9 protein-coding genes and 1 pseudogene are annotated in these 13,310 nt (G+C 72.8%); 3 read left to right on the top strand and 7 right to left on the bottom strand.

Annotated features, from left to right (window positions below; all coding sequences use genetic code 11):
- Positions 1–21: 21 nt before the first annotated feature.
- From AC08ON_RS10045 to AC08ON_RS10015, 7 genes and pseudogenes are all read right to left on the bottom strand, one after another.
- Positions 22–1,092: a glycosyltransferase family 2 protein gene (locus AC08ON_RS10045; RefSeq protein ID WP_476607350.1), complete on the bottom strand. Its 1,071-nt coding sequence runs from the start codon at positions 1,090–1,092 to the stop codon at positions 22–24.
- Positions 1,093–1,220: 128 nt separating this feature from the next.
- Positions 1,221–2,048 carry a bisanhydrobacterioruberin hydratase CruF gene (gene cruF, locus AC08ON_RS10040; protein WP_476607349.1) on the bottom strand — a complete coding sequence of 276 codons (828 nt, stop codon included), beginning with the start codon at positions 2,046–2,048 and terminating at the stop codon, positions 1,221–1,223.
- Positions 2,045–2,668, bottom strand: coding sequence for a GNAT family N-acetyltransferase (locus AC08ON_RS10035; protein WP_476607348.1), 624 nt, complete (start codon positions 2,666–2,668; stop codon positions 2,045–2,047). The genes cruF and AC08ON_RS10035 overlap by 4 nt, the downstream gene beginning before the upstream one ends.
- Before the next feature lie 175 nt (positions 2,669–2,843).
- On the bottom strand, positions 2,844–3,287 hold the full coding sequence (locus AC08ON_RS10030) for an FAD-dependent oxidoreductase (RefSeq protein WP_476607347.1): 444 nt from the start codon (positions 3,285–3,287) through the stop codon (positions 2,844–2,846).
- Positions 3,288–3,483: 196 nt separating this feature from the next.
- Positions 3,484–4,491, bottom strand: a pseudogene (locus AC08ON_RS10025) (FAD-dependent oxidoreductase); the annotation flags it as partial.
- A 1,112-nt stretch (positions 4,492–5,603) separates the two neighbouring features.
- Positions 5,604–6,347: a spheroidene monooxygenase gene (locus AC08ON_RS10020; RefSeq protein WP_476607346.1), complete on the bottom strand. Its 744-nt coding sequence runs from the start codon at positions 6,345–6,347 to the stop codon at positions 5,604–5,606.
- Positions 6,344–10,237, bottom strand: coding sequence for a BTAD domain-containing putative transcriptional regulator (locus AC08ON_RS10015; RefSeq protein ID WP_476607345.1), 3,894 nt, complete (start codon positions 10,235–10,237; stop codon positions 6,344–6,346). Before AC08ON_RS10015 ends, AC08ON_RS10020 begins: the two co-directional genes overlap by 4 nt.
- Positions 10,238–10,841: 604 nt before the next feature.
- On the opposite strand from AC08ON_RS10015, the gene AC08ON_RS10010 reads away from it, so the two are divergent.
- The 3 genes from AC08ON_RS10010 to AC08ON_RS10000 all read left to right on the top strand — a co-directional run bounded on the left by AC08ON_RS10010 (position 10,842) and on the right by AC08ON_RS10000 (position 13,125).
- Complete coding sequence (locus AC08ON_RS10010) at positions 10,842–11,282, top strand: hypothetical protein (protein WP_476616832.1); 441 nt, start codon at positions 10,842–10,844, stop codon at positions 11,280–11,282.
- Between the two features lie 215 nt (positions 11,283–11,497).
- Positions 11,498–11,998 (top strand): SAV_6107 family HEPN domain-containing protein, encoded by a 501-nt coding sequence (locus tag AC08ON_RS10005; RefSeq protein ID WP_476607343.1) that lies wholly within the window; start codon positions 11,498–11,500, stop codon positions 11,996–11,998.
- A gap of 314 nt (positions 11,999–12,312) precedes the next feature.
- Complete coding sequence (locus AC08ON_RS10000) at positions 12,313–13,125, top strand: methyltransferase domain-containing protein (RefSeq protein ID WP_476607342.1); 813 nt, start codon at positions 12,313–12,315, stop codon at positions 13,123–13,125.
- Positions 13,126–13,310: the final 185 nt, after the last annotated feature.

Below are 13,310 nucleotides of genomic sequence, written 5' to 3'. Positions count from 1 at the left end.
GTGCGGGGTGCGGACCAGTGGTCAGGGGCAGCGGGTAACCGGTCGTCCCTTCCATCGGGCGGTACCCCGCCGACGACGCCACCACGACACCGCAGTCAGATAGCCCAACAGGCTCACGGAAGCCGGATGAGCGGCGGCGTCGGGCCAGCTCCGGCCGCCCGTGCGGCGGGCGGCGAGCACCCGGCCGGCGACCCCGGCGAGGTACCCGACCGCGCCCGGGCCCGAGCCACCCAGTGCCGCCACCGCCGGCACGACGAACAGCCAGGCCAGCATGCCGATCTGCCCGACGCTGCCGAGCGTGCTTCCACCGGCGACGGCCAGCGACTTCGCGTAGCCGTCCCGCAGCTGTGACCATCCGGAGTACATCCGGTTGACCGCGAGATCGGTGCCGTCCACGACCACTCCCCGCCCGCCGGCACGCTTGAGCCTGCGCAGCAGGGCGACATCCTCGATGACCTGGTCCCGGACACCCTCGTGGCCGCCGGCCCGGCGGTAGGCCGCCACGTCCACGGCCAGCAGCTGTCCGCCCGCCGCCGAAAGCGACGGCCGGACGGAGCGTTCGGCCAGCCGCAGCGGCAGCAGCGCCAGCCACGACCACTGGAGCAGGGGTTGGATCAGCCTTTCGGCGACACCGGCCGCCTCCTGGCGCGGGTAGGGGGAGACGAGGTCGAGGCCGGCGTCCCGCAGGAGGAGAACGGTCCGCGCGACGCCGTCGGGGGCCACCGTGACGTCGGCGTCGACGAAGACGAGGACCGTGGCCGCCGCCGCGGCCCGGGCGCAGGCGTGCGGTTTGCCGAGCCAGCCGGCGGGCGGCTCCGCACCGCGCAGCGCGACGATCCGGTCGTCCCTCGCCGCCCACCGCGCGAGGATCTCCCCGGTGCCGTCGGTGGAACCGTCGTCGTAGACGAGGATCTCGAGGCCGGGCACCCACCGTGAGCCGAGCAGGGCCGACAGGCACCGCGGCAGGCTCCCGGCCTCGTCGCGGACGGGTAGCACGACCGTCACCCGTTCGCGTACCGGCCGGGCCGGCGGTGGGACGCGTAGCAGCCGCGCGTTCACCGCTGTGTGCACGGCGATGGCGGTGGACGCCACCGCGGCGGACAGTACCGCACCCGACCAGCATCGCCCGGCAAGCCACCGGGCCGGGGATTCCGTCCACCGGGCCGGGGATCTCGCTACCGTCCGGTGCCCCGTCCCGTGCCCTGTCCGCCACGGCGTCGTCATCGTGGTGGGGAGCCCGCCGGGACCGGGCGGTCCCCGGCCCGGGCACGGTCCCGGGGTCCGGTCCGGGCCGCCGCGACGAGCGCAGCCCCCATCGCGATCCCGCCGGCCGCGGCCACACCGGGACGGTCGAAGAAGGTGAGGTTCGCCAGCGTCGAGGAGACGTAGGCCCACAGGAGAAGGGCGAGCGGGGCGCGCTCGTCGCGAGCCGTGCTCCCGGCCTGGTCCGGAAGCGCCGTCAACGCCGCGGTCATGGCGATCGCGACGGCCATCCAGCCGGCGGTGTTGGTGAGTGGGATTCCGTTGAGCGTCGGGCCGCCGCCGAGCCACCGCCAGTACCCCGCGGCGACCATCTGCGGGTCGATGAAAAGATCCCAGGCCGCGAGGACGAGCGCGGCCAGCACGACGGTGCGCGCCCGGCCGCGGTGGTGGCGACGGGCCAGGACATACGCCGGGTAGGTCGCCATCGCCCAGGCCATCGGCACCACGACCGGGACGCCGTACAGGCGGGTGCCCAGGGCGGAGCCGTAGACGTAGCGGCCGAAGGGCCAGCCGGTGTGCACGCCCACGGTCTCCACGAGCAGCCCGCCGCCGACGGTCACGGCGAGAAACCCGGCGGTCCACGCTCGGCCACGGGTGAGCAGGGCGTGGCTCACCGAGGATGCGAAGAACAGCACGATCGAGGCGATGGCGAGCGCCGCCCCGGCGGATCCGGTGACCAACGGACAGGGGAGCTGCACCGCCACGGTGGCCGCCGCGAAGATCCACGGCACCGCGGTGGGCCGCGTCGGCCGCGCCGATCCGGTGAAGAGCGCGTCGGCGGTCATCGTACCGGTGCGTGCCGGTCGGCTCCTTGGGCGGAGGCGCCGTCGGGACGGGCGGGGGAGCGTCCGCGGAGCTCCTTGCCGAGCACGGCGTAGGGGGTGAGGGTCCCGGGGAACTGGAAGTCGGACAACAATGGAACGAATCCCTCATGATCGTACAACCGGCGCGCCGGACTGCCCGGGGGTTCGAGGGCGGACAGCGCGGCCGTGCGTTGCGGGGCCCCGCGCAGCAGCTCCCGCAGTATGGTGCGCCCGATCGCCCGGCCCTGGTAGGCGGGCAGGACGTGCAGCTCCACGATCTCGAGACAGTCGTCGAGCCAGTACGCGGCCGAGTCCGGCGGGAGCGCGCCGGCGACGACGTCGTGCCACCACTGGCCGACCCGGCCGGGCAGGGCGTAGGTGATCCCGATGAGTTCGTCGTGGGGTGTGACGGCCGCCACGGCACGAAGGTCCCGCCGCTCGAAGTGCCGGCGCGCATGGGCGGCCCGGTCCCGGGCGGCCCGCTGCGGGTCAGGCTCGTGGTGATCGAGGAAAGCGGCCTTGTAGACCGCGATGACATCGTCGAGCCGGGTGCGCATCCGGCTCGGGGACCAGCGGACCACCCTCACGTCCACGTCGGTCACCGGCGTCGCCTCCTGTCCGCGCCCGGATCGCCGACCTGGCCCCACGAGTCGGGTCCGGCGAGCCAGGAGGCTGGGGCGCACCATCACGTCGCTCGACGATAACTCGCCGCCCGCCGGCACCGCTCGGCGATGGGAATTACTGCTACGTAACGTCATTCCACTGATGTGGAGGGTGCTAACTCCGGATGGGTGGGAGACCGGCCCGATCACCGGCCATGGCGAGCGTGGCGCAGCGCGGCGTGCCGGCGAGGAGGTCGGCCACCAGCATGGCCACCGCCGGGGCCTGCACGGTGCCACCCGCGTTCGTCCCTGCCGCCACGATCACCCGGCCGCCGTGGTCTGCCACGGCCTCGACAAGGGGGAGGCCGTCCGGGGTCGCCGGGCGCTCGCAGACGCGGACGTCGAGCATCTCCACACTGCCGTCAGGCCGGCGCAGCGTCGGGAACAGGCCGGCGACCGCCTGCTCGAAAACCGCGCGCAGACGGGCGACGCCGCTGTCCGCGGCCGCCCGCACGGCGGTGCCCAGATACCCGAATCCGCCGCTGACATGGATCCTGGCACCATCGGCGGACAGCGTCACATTGATCACACCGAGGGGATCTCCGGCGTGGACCTTCACCGGCCGTCGCAGACCCGGGTTCGGCAGGGTCAGCGAGAGGCCGAGCAGATGCGCGACGGCACCGGCGCCGGGCCAGGCGGCGCCCAGCAGCCGCTGCAGGTCGCGGCCGGCCAACGGTCACCACGGCCCAGCCGGTGCGCAGGGTCGAGCCGTCCGCGAGATGCAGCCGGACCCCGCTGCCGGCTCCGTTCCCGATTTCGTGCCCGGCCTCGTTCCCGTTGCCGTCGGGGTTCCCGTCGATGCCGGTCTCGATGTCGGTCTCGATGCGTTCCACCCGGGTGCCGGCGCGCACCTCGACGCCCGCGGCCCGCAGCCGGTCGATGAGTACCGTGGCCAGATCGTGGATGTTGACCGCGTAGCCGTCCACCTCGACCGCTGCGGTCACCTCCCGGACGCCGCCGGGCAGCGGGATCGAGCGGCCCAGCGCGGGCCAGTCGCGAACCAGGTCCGCCCGGGACAACCGAACGACCCGCCCCCCCGCGGACCGCTGCAGCCGCTCGCCCGCGGCGAGGTCGTCCGGACCGAGATAGATCCGCGGGATGCGGGCGTCCCAGCGCAACCCGCACCCGGTAGCGAGCCCGTCCCCGCCGTCGGCGAGCGCGAAAAGATGCTCCCACCCGCGCAACCCCAGCCGGTTCAGGGCGATCACCAGGTCCCGGGCCACCGCGTGCAGCCCGGGACGATCGGCGCGCTGCTCGAAGGCGGCGGCCCAGGCCCTCTCCGGCTCCGACAGCGACTCCGGGTCCCGTAGCCGCCAGCCGCCGTGCGTCGGATCGCGATCGAGGACACCCACGCGGCTCGCGTCCGCCTGCGGCAGGGTCTCGGTCGCCGACAGGTGCCGACCGTTCGTCCCCGCGAACGTCGTGCCCTGGGCGGCAGGGTCTGCCCGGTCGGCCGGCGCGGCGTCGAGGACCCGGACGGGGTGGCCTCGCAGCCGCAGCACGAGCGCGATCGTGAGTCCGACGATCCCGCCGCCGACGACCACCACGTCGTGCTTGTCGACGGCGGAACCGTCAGAGGCCGGGTCCTCGACGGCCCGGCGGCCGGTGCCCTGCCGATCGCCCCGGCGATCGGCCAGGTCATGACGATCGTCCTTCGGGCCGTTCCCGGTGAGGTCGTTCCCGACGAGGTCGTCCAGGTCGGCCCGCCCGACCACCGCGAGGAACGCCTGATCGAGATCGTCGCTGCAGGCGGGACTGTGCATCGCCACGGAGCAGAGAGTGAATCCGCGCCGCGGCTCCCCGCCGTCCTCGGCGATCCGCCCCGCGAGCAGCTCGCGGACCGGGCCGAGGAACCGGGGGGCGTTGTCGATCACGGCCTCCAGGTCGCGGCGGTCGTAGGCGTCGACCAGCGCCCGGTCGGTGAAGACGCGCGGTTCGCTGACCGACACGAGTCGGCGGCCGGTGAACGACTTGACGTGCCGCATGTCGATCATGCCCGCGGATATCCGGGGCCCGTCGTGCACGAGGGGCGCGGCGATGCTGATCAGATCGGCGGCGTCGAGGACGTCCTCGACGGTGCGGGCGACGTGGATCCGGTCTACCGGCAGTCGGTGCTTCGCCGCCCAGCGCGCGATCGTCGCCGGCCTCGCCGCGAGTGAGGGAGCGTGCACGGCCAGGTGCCAGCCGCGTGCGACGCCCTCCCGGGCGACCCGGCTGTTGATGTTTCCGGCGCCGACGAGGCCGAGCACGCCCGGCCGGTCGGTGCGCGTGGCGGCCCCGGCCGACTCGGCGCCGGGTGCGTCGCCGAGCGGGTCGAACAGCCGGTAGACGATGAACCGGGCGACGTGCCGGGCGTTGACCTCGGGGGTGTTGCGCACCTCGATCCGGTGGCGGGCCGCGGCGGCCAGGTCGACGGCAGCGAGGGAGGTGCCCCGGCGGACCAGCAGCAGGGGTCGGTCCCGGCCGGCCTCCGCCGGGTCCGTGCGGACCGCGGTGGCCCACCGTTCGAGTGCCGGTCCATCCACCGCGTTCACCCCGACGACGAGGGTGTGCGGCCGCAGTTCGACCAGGGCGTCGGCCAGGCCCGTCGGCCGGGTGGCCAGCTCCGGGCGTAGCCGGGCGGAGTCGTGCCGAGTGACGAGCCGCGCGACCCGTTCGCTCACCGGTGTCGCGATCAGAACCCGACGGCGGGGGGCTGCGTCCAGGGCGCCTGCTCGCGGGGTATCGACATGCGGCTTGCTTCACCCGGTTCGTGGGAAGGTGCGGGGCGTGGGAAGGTGCGGGCGGCCCCTCCACGGTGGCGGGTGCCGTTCAACGGGGCGTCAAAGCAGGCCGTGTCCCCGCCCGGATACGGCGGGGAGCCGTGGCTGGATCTTCAACGCGGCGTCAACGTCGGCCCGGGGCTGACCTGCAGGAGAGGATCCCGCCCGCCCAGCGTCCCCCGCGAGCCGAGCACCGCGAACCGCGCGAACAGTTCCTCGCTGTACCAGCCGACCATCGGTGTGCGCCGGACGACCTCGCTGTGCGCGGGGCGGCCGTAAGCGAACCTGCGCAGCGACGCCGCGTCCTGCCAGAGGCTGAACGTTCCCTGTAAGCCGATCGGCGCCTCCCCGATGCCAGCCGCGAAGATCAGACCCTCGGCCTCGGCGAGGTCGACCGCCACCGCCGGCACCGCTTGGCGGAAGGCGAGGGTGTGCCGCAGGGCGATGCGGGCCCGGGTGATCACCGCGACCGCCGCGGGGGCGCTCGTGGGAGGCGGAACGTTCGACGCCGCCGGGTCGCCGAAGGGCTCCTGCCGTGACCATCGCCCACGTGACGACAGCGGGTGAAGGTCGATCCGCCAGCGTTCTTCGGCCAGCGACGACCATGCCGGCACCGCCGCGGATCGTTCGAAGGAACGGGCCGCCGACGGGGAGGACCAGACGGCGACCATCGCCCACTGGCACGGATCGGCGTCGCGCAGGGTGAAACTGCTCGCCGAACCGGTGCCCAGCAGTTTTGCGAAGGTCAGTCCCGGTGTGTGCCGCAGGGCGGTACGGTCGGCGGCCATCCGCGCCAGGGCGTAACCGATCCGTCGCCGGGGCACCCGCCAGAAGTCGACGGTGACAAGCGTGCTCATCGCCGCACCGATGACAGGCGCAGCAAGCTGTCCCGGGCGGCCCCGTACTTGTCGGCGAAGGCCGTGGCCACGGCCCCGGCGCCGTCGTTGTCGCGCAGGGGTACCATCCGGCACCGCCCGGTTCCAGCCAGTACATGCCGACCGTCGCCCGCCACCTCCGCGAGCAGGCCGTCCGGACCGCCGCGGCCCAGCAGCGCGACGAGGTCGGGGGAGGAGACGTACACCGCCCCGTCGAGGCGCACGAACTCGGTCTGTACCTCGAGATGGCCCGCGTCCGACGGGGAGACGCGCAGCGGCACCCGCAGATAGTCGTCCAAGGCGGTGCTCCCTTCCAGACTCCAGAGCCGCTCGAAGTGCTGTTCGACGAACTGGACCAGGGTGGAGGAGACGGCCGCCTCGTGCTGGGTCGCGGCGGCCGAGGAGTACCCGACGGGGAACGTCGAGACCAGCGCCCCGGTGTCCCAGCGGTGATACGTCGTCAGGGGCTGTTCGGTGTAGAGACGCACCGCGAGCCGGGAGCGCAGGACGGGAGCGAGCCGATCCCGCAGTGCCTCGAGGACCAGCAGGTTCGAGCGGATCATGCCCGGTACGTCGACGCTGTGCAGGAGGTCGGCGGCTCGTCCGGCCACGGCCGGGGAGTCCGGGTCGAGTAGGAGCACCTGAATGATCGCTCCGGCGTCGACCGCCGCGAGCACCGCGCCGGCGAAGGCGGTCCGGTGCTCGGGGGTCGCCAGATCCGTCCAGGTGTTGAGTAACCGGACGCTGCGCCGGGACGATGCGATCCGGGCGATGAAGTACGCCGGATCGAACGTGCTGAGCAGCCGCCCGCTGGTGAACTGGGTGGGCTCGGCCGTGACCGGTGCGCTCAGCCGTTCCTCGGCGGCCGGCAGCTCGGGGGAGCCCTGCTGACGTAGCAGCGTGATGCCCTGCTGCCAGGATCGCCGCGCCGCCGGATGGTCGTCCATCTGGGCGAGGATGTCACCCCGGCGGATGAGCACGCGTGGCTCCCAGCGGGTGTCGGGTAGCTCGGCGAGCAGCGGCAGGCTCTCGTTGTAGCTTGCCAGAGCCCGGTCCAACCGGTACTGGAAACGGTGGAGATCGCCCAACCGGCGCAGGGCCAGCGCCTCCAGCGGGCGGTTGCCGAGTTTGCGGGCGATCGACAGGCTCATCGTCAGGCAGTTGATGCCGTCGGTGAGCTCGTCGCGGTCGCCGTGGACCATGGCGACGTTCACCAGGGTCTCCGCCTCGGCCTTGCGGGCGCCGCCCCGGCGCATCATCTCCAGGCCGGCCTCGAAGTGGACCAGAGCCGCGGAGAACTCCCCCCGACCGCGGCAGGCGTCGGCCAGCCCGCGCAGCGTCCGGGCCTCACCCAGCTCGTCGCCGAAGTCGACGAAGATCTTCCGGGCGCGGGTGAGGCGTTCCGTGGCCAGCGTCAGGTGGTCGACCGTAGCCCGGTAGACCTCGACCGCCGGTTGATCGTCGGGGTCCGTGCCGTCCGCGTCCAGTCGCCAGAAGGCGTCCTCGAAGGCCAGCGTGATGTCGCGCTCGGCGAGGTTGGTCAGCAGCGTCGCCTCGGCGAGGCGGTGCCCGCCCCGGCGGGCCGCGGCCAGCCCCAGGACGTGGCTCTGCTCCCAGTCGCCCCAGTGCGCCGCGAAGGCGTAGAACTCGGCGGCCTCGGTGGCGAGCAGCCAGGTCGGCTCGTCGAGACCGGCCGCGTGGGCCTGGTCGATCAGGCTCAGGAGGTTTCCCCGTTCCCCGCCGAACCAGACCAGCGGCCGACCGACCAGGTCGGCGACGCCTGCCTGTTCAAACCGAAACACGGCCCCTGTCGTGAGCGCAGCCGCGTCCTCGGCGACGGGGGTGAGGGTGCGCACCCCGCCGGGGCTGAAGGTGTCGACCGCCTCCCGCAGCATCGCCAGATAGGCGTACAGCAGCCGCCCCAAGGCCGCCCGGTGTTCTCCGGACACGGTGGAGGGGGCCCCGGCAGCGTCGTGGTGCCCGTTGCCGGTGTGCCCGTTGCCGGTGTGACGGTTGTCCCCGCCGGCCTCGGGGATCCGACCCGGGGCCGCGGGGTGGCCGAGCGGGGTGCCGACCCCGGTCTCGCGCTCCCGGGCGAACACCCGGAGCAGGTCGTGAAAGCGGTAGCGCTCGGTTCCCGTCCGGTCGGCGCCACGTCGTTCGAGTAGCTGGGCGTCGGCGAGCCGGTCGACGACGTCCTCGGCTTCGTCGAGGTCGAGGACCGCCGCCGCGGCCCATGGCGCGAAATCGCTCATCGCGGGCAGCGACAGCAGCCGGAAGGCGCGCTGCTCGTCCGGCGGCCGGCCCTCGTAGCTCAGCGAGAAGCTGGCCCGGATCTCCAGGTCGCCGGCCTCCAGCCAGGACAGCCGGTCGCGTTCGTTGGCGAGCCGCCCGGCCAGGCGGGCCAGTTTCCAGTGCGGATGGGCGGCCAGCTTGCGCCCGGCGATCTGGATCGCCAGCGGTAGGTAGCCGCACAGGCCGACGATGTCACGCGCGGCCTCGGGCTCGGTGTCGACCCGCTGCGTGCTGACCATCTTGGCCAGCAGCTCCACCGCGTCACTGGGCAGCAGGACGTCCACCATCCAGTACGGGGCGCTCAGACCGTGCAGCCGCGACCGACTCGTGATGATGACCGCGCAGCCCGGGCTGGTCGGCAGCAGCGGCCGGATCTGTGCCTCGCCCCCCGCGTTGTCGAGGATGATCAGGACCTTGCGGGTCGCGAGCAGCTCCCGGTACATCTCGCCGAGATCGTCGGGGTCGGCCGGTACCGCGGAGCGGCTGACCCCGAGCGTCTGGACGAACCGGGACAGCACCCGGGCCGGGGCCAGCGGGCTGCTGTTGCCCCGCAGGTCCACGTACAGCGTGTCGGTGAACCCCGTGCGGACGCGATGCGCGATGTGCACGGCCAAGGCGGTCTTGCCTGCGCCGGCCTTACCCGCGAACGCCGCCACCACGGTTCCCCGTGACAGCCCGACCGGATCGGTCAGCATGGCGTGCACCTGGGCCTGGATCGTGTCGCGCCCGGTGTATTCGCGGATGTCCGGGGGCAGCTGGTACCCCCCCTGGCTCGTGGGCGCCACGGAGACCCGCCGGTCGAGCGAGCGGGGCGGGGTCCAGGCCAGGCTGGACGCGCCGCGCAGCACGTCCTCCTGCAGCTGCTGCAACATCGCGGAGTCCAGCCCCAGGTCGTGCGGCGCCTCCAGGCCCTCCCGGCAGGCCCGGGCCGCGTCCTCGATCCGACCGTCCCGGTAGAAGGCGAGAACCAGCTCTCGGCGCAGCCCGTCGTCGTGGGGGTGCCGTGTCACCAGCACGCGCAGATCCCCGATGACCTCGTGATGACGACCCAGGGAGAGATCGGCGGCGATCCGGGTCTTGGCGATGTCGAGCTGGAGTTCGTCGAGGGCGTCCACGTAGGCTCGGGTGAACGGGTAGTCGATCAGGTCGACCAGCGGCGGTCCCCGCCAGAGGGCCTGGGCCTCCTGCAACGGGGCGATCGCGCTCACCGGGTCACCGTCGTCCACCGCGCGCCGGCCTTGTTCCAGCAGCCGACGGGCCTGTTCGGAGTCGATCTGCTCCGGGCGCACGTCAAGGACGTACCCGGTCCCCTTGCGCAACAGCACCTCGGAACCGGTCTCCAGCCGCCGCCGCAGCTCGCTGACATGGGTACGCAATGTGGCCAGCGCCTTCTCCGGCGGTGGGTCCCCCCAGATCACCTCCAGCAGCCGGTGACCGGGCACCACCTGACCGGCTTCCAGCAGCAACGCGGCCATCAGCACCTTGCGCTGGGTGCCGCCGAGCACGATGGGTGCTCCCCCGGCAGTGATCTCCAACGGGCCGAGGATGGCGAACTGCAGGCTGTCGCGGTCAGGCATCTGGTCCTCTCGTACGACCCCCGGTGATGTCTGTATTACCGCAGCGTGCGCCGGGAGGGGACATGGCGGCAACTACCGATCTGGAACGGCCCCTGTCGTTTCCGCGTCAGGCCTGCTCCGGCGCCCGGTGTCCGGTGCGACGCGGGTGGCGGTCCGACTCCGTGGGGTGTCGTGTGACCCGATCGCGGAATCCAGGTGTTCCGATCAACGCATTCTCAATGGTTCTGGTGATTGTGCGTGCAGTGGGTGTTGATCGCTTGGAGGTGCACTGAGTCCACGAAATCGAGGCGGCAGACGGCCGGGAGACGGCCGGCGAGGCGGAGGGGGTTGGGAACATGGCGATCACGGTGCCCAGGAGCCTGGCGAGGCGGCCCGCGTCGGCGGTGACCCCGGCGGTGACCCGGACCAGGACACCGCGGACGATGGCCGGGGCGGACCTTCTCCTGCGACGTGCCGGCGGACTGCCGCATGAGCTGATCTTCCGGATCGAGTCGGTATCCCGGCACACCTCGGTCCGGCACGTGCACGTCGAGACCGACGAGGGCGCGCTGCTGGCCGACTGGTGGTCGCGGGGCCGGGTCGAGCTGATGGCGGCCGGCCGTTCGTGCTGGAGACCGACCTCGACGGTTTCGGGATCCGTCTGGTCGAACCCATGGGACGGGTGCCCCTGGCCGCCTTCGAGCCAGGCCGCCACGGGGGCTGGGTGCGCCTGTCGGACGGTGCCACGCTGCGTTGGCTCAGGCCGACCCGCGGCGAGTTCGCCAGCGGGCTCGTGGGTCACCGTGATGTGAACATCATCCGGTTTGCGCTGGACGGAACGGCGCTTGTCGTGGCCGATCCGGATGCGCTCGACCCGAGGGTTACCCGGGTGGCCCGGACGACAGGTGCGGATTCGGGACATGTCTGTCGGGGGAAAGCCGCGGACCCGCGGCTGGGATGGGTTCCCGACGTGGTGGCCCTGCTCGTCCTCGGCTGGTTTCTTCGGGTGGTCGAGTCCGAGGTCGCCGGATCTGCTCGATCGCGTGTTCGATACCTCGATGCTTGACGGGCGGCCCCGGCGAGGGTTCACTACTTCGTGATCGAATCTATGTTCGAGACTCGGGAGGTGTTGTGGCCACCGTGACCAGTCGGCCGATCAGTGGCTCGGACAGTGGCTCGGACCCGGCGGGAGGAGCGGCCCGCGGTAAGGGTGCGTTTGGCGGCCCCGGTGGATCTACCGGGGCGCACGGTGGATCAACCGGGCCGGTTGGACGGGCCCTGGTGTCGGCGGCGGGGTTGCCTCGCCGCTCCCGCGACGATCTGTTGGTCGCCGCCCGGCGCGGTCTCGGTGAGGCCGAGTACGCCCAGGCGGCCGGGGAGCGCTACGCCCTCGCCCACCTCGCGGCGCTGCGGGCGGCGGCCGCTGTCCTGGCGGACCGGGCCCGGCCCCGTCCCGGTCGTCGCGGTCGGCCCGTGAGTGCCTGGCGCCTGCTTGTCCGGGTGGCCCCCGAGCTCGCGGAGTGGGCGGAGTTCTTCGCGGCGGGGGCCGCCCGGCGATCGGCGGCCGAGGCCGGGCTGAAGGTAGTGACCAGGCGGGAGGCCGATGATCTGATCCGTCAGGTCGATCTGTTCATCGGGGTTGTCGAGGGCGTGCTGGGCCTGCCGTCCCAACCGATGATCGCCGGCGCCGGTCCGGTCGGGCCTGGGGAGGTCACGATGGTCATGTCGCCGGGCCGAGGGCAGGCTGACCGTGGTCGGCCCGGCGGCGCCCCGGGTGGGTGACGAGCGGTTGCGTTTACGGTGATCATCGGTCACTATCGGTTACTTTCCGAGGGGTAGTGGTTGGCGGAGCAGGAGATCATCGATGGTCCTCACCGGTTCTGAGCATCGGCACCGCGGCGCGCATCGGGCCGTGCCGTCCGCCGTTGCGCGTCGCAACATCTGGGTACTGCGGGTCGTAGGGCTGTCGGCTGGCGGGCTGGTTGTCGGGGTCGCCATAGGCCTCACCGTGGGTCGGTGACGCGCCTGGTCCTCCGGCGTGGGCGAGCGGGCTGACGGCGGCGCCGACGAAGCCGGCGTGAGGAGGCGCGACACGCATGACCAGCCATGTCACCGGCGCGGATCTGCGGCAGGCCGCGATCTGGCACGGCCTGCGGACGGTCCTGCCCGGATCGGCAGCGGGGGTTCCGGCCTGGTCGGTGGCCCCGGCGGCCACAGCCATCCCGCCGATCATCGTTGACGCGGGCGGTGGGAGTGGTGGCTTCGCCGTACCCCTGGCGGTCGAGGGCTACCTGGTGATCGTCGTGGACCCGTCGCCGGACGCCCTGGCAGCGTTGCGCCGTCGCGCCGACGAACGGGGCGTCGCCGACCGGGTCACGGCCGAGCAGGGCGATCTGGCTGACCTGACCGGCATCGTCGGAGCCGAGACCGCCGATTTGTTGCTGTGCCACTCCGTCCTCGACGTCGTTGACGATCCCGAGGCCGCGCTGGCGGGGGCCCTGCCGGTGCTGCGCCCGGGAGGCGTTCTCAGCCTCGTCGTCGCGGGCCGGGCTGCCACGGTGCTCGCCCGCGCCCTGGCGGGTCGCTTCGAGCAGGCGCAGGCCGTGCTGACCGGCCGGGGCGCCGGGGCGCCCCGGCCGCCCGCCGGGTTCACCACCGCCGAGATCGTCGCGCTGGTGAACGCGGCGGGCGCGGACGTCGTCGACGTCCACGGGGTGCGCGTGTTCGCCGACCTGGTCCCCGGGGCACGGGTCGACTCCGATCCCTTCACCGCGCAGCGGCTGCTGCGCCTGGAACTGGCCGCGGCCGCCCTGGAGCCGTTCCGTGACCTCGCGGCACAGCTGCACGTGCTTGCCCGCCGTCGTGCCGCTGGTACCGCTCGCGAAGCCGGCGCCGCCGGGTTCCCGTGACCGTGGATTTCCCGGTATGAAAGCAGGGCCGCGCAGAGATCACGCTACGTTGTGATTGGTGACGTTTTGTAGACGTGCTGTGGGGTGACTCGGGGCGCCCTGGGCGACACAGCGCGAGCGAAGCGTCTCTTTCCCCATGCGTACCCGGCACGGGCCGCGCAAACCAGCTCCGCACGCCCAGATAT

The sequence above is a fragment of the Frankia sp. CoWAU3 genome, from assembly GCF_977971855.1.
This window is presented reverse-complemented; position numbering and strand designations above follow the sequence as displayed.

What these genes read in the sequence shown, in the direction of transcription:
- cruF (WP_476607349.1), bottom strand. Translation starts at nt 2,048, where the DNA reads ATGACCGCCGACGCGCTCTTCACCGGATCGGCGCGGCCGACGCGGCCC.
- AC08ON_RS10020 (WP_476607346.1), bottom strand. Translation starts at nt 6,347, where the DNA reads ATGAGCACGCTTGTCACCGTCGACTTCTGGCGGGTGCCCCGGCGACGG.
- AC08ON_RS10015 (WP_476607345.1), bottom strand. Translation starts at nt 10,237, where the DNA reads ATGCCTGACCGCGACAGCCTGCAGTTCGCCATCCTCGGCCCGTTGGAG.
- AC08ON_RS10000 (WP_476607342.1), top strand. Translation starts at nt 12,313, where the DNA reads ATGACCAGCCATGTCACCGGCGCGGATCTGCGGCAGGCCGCGATCTGG.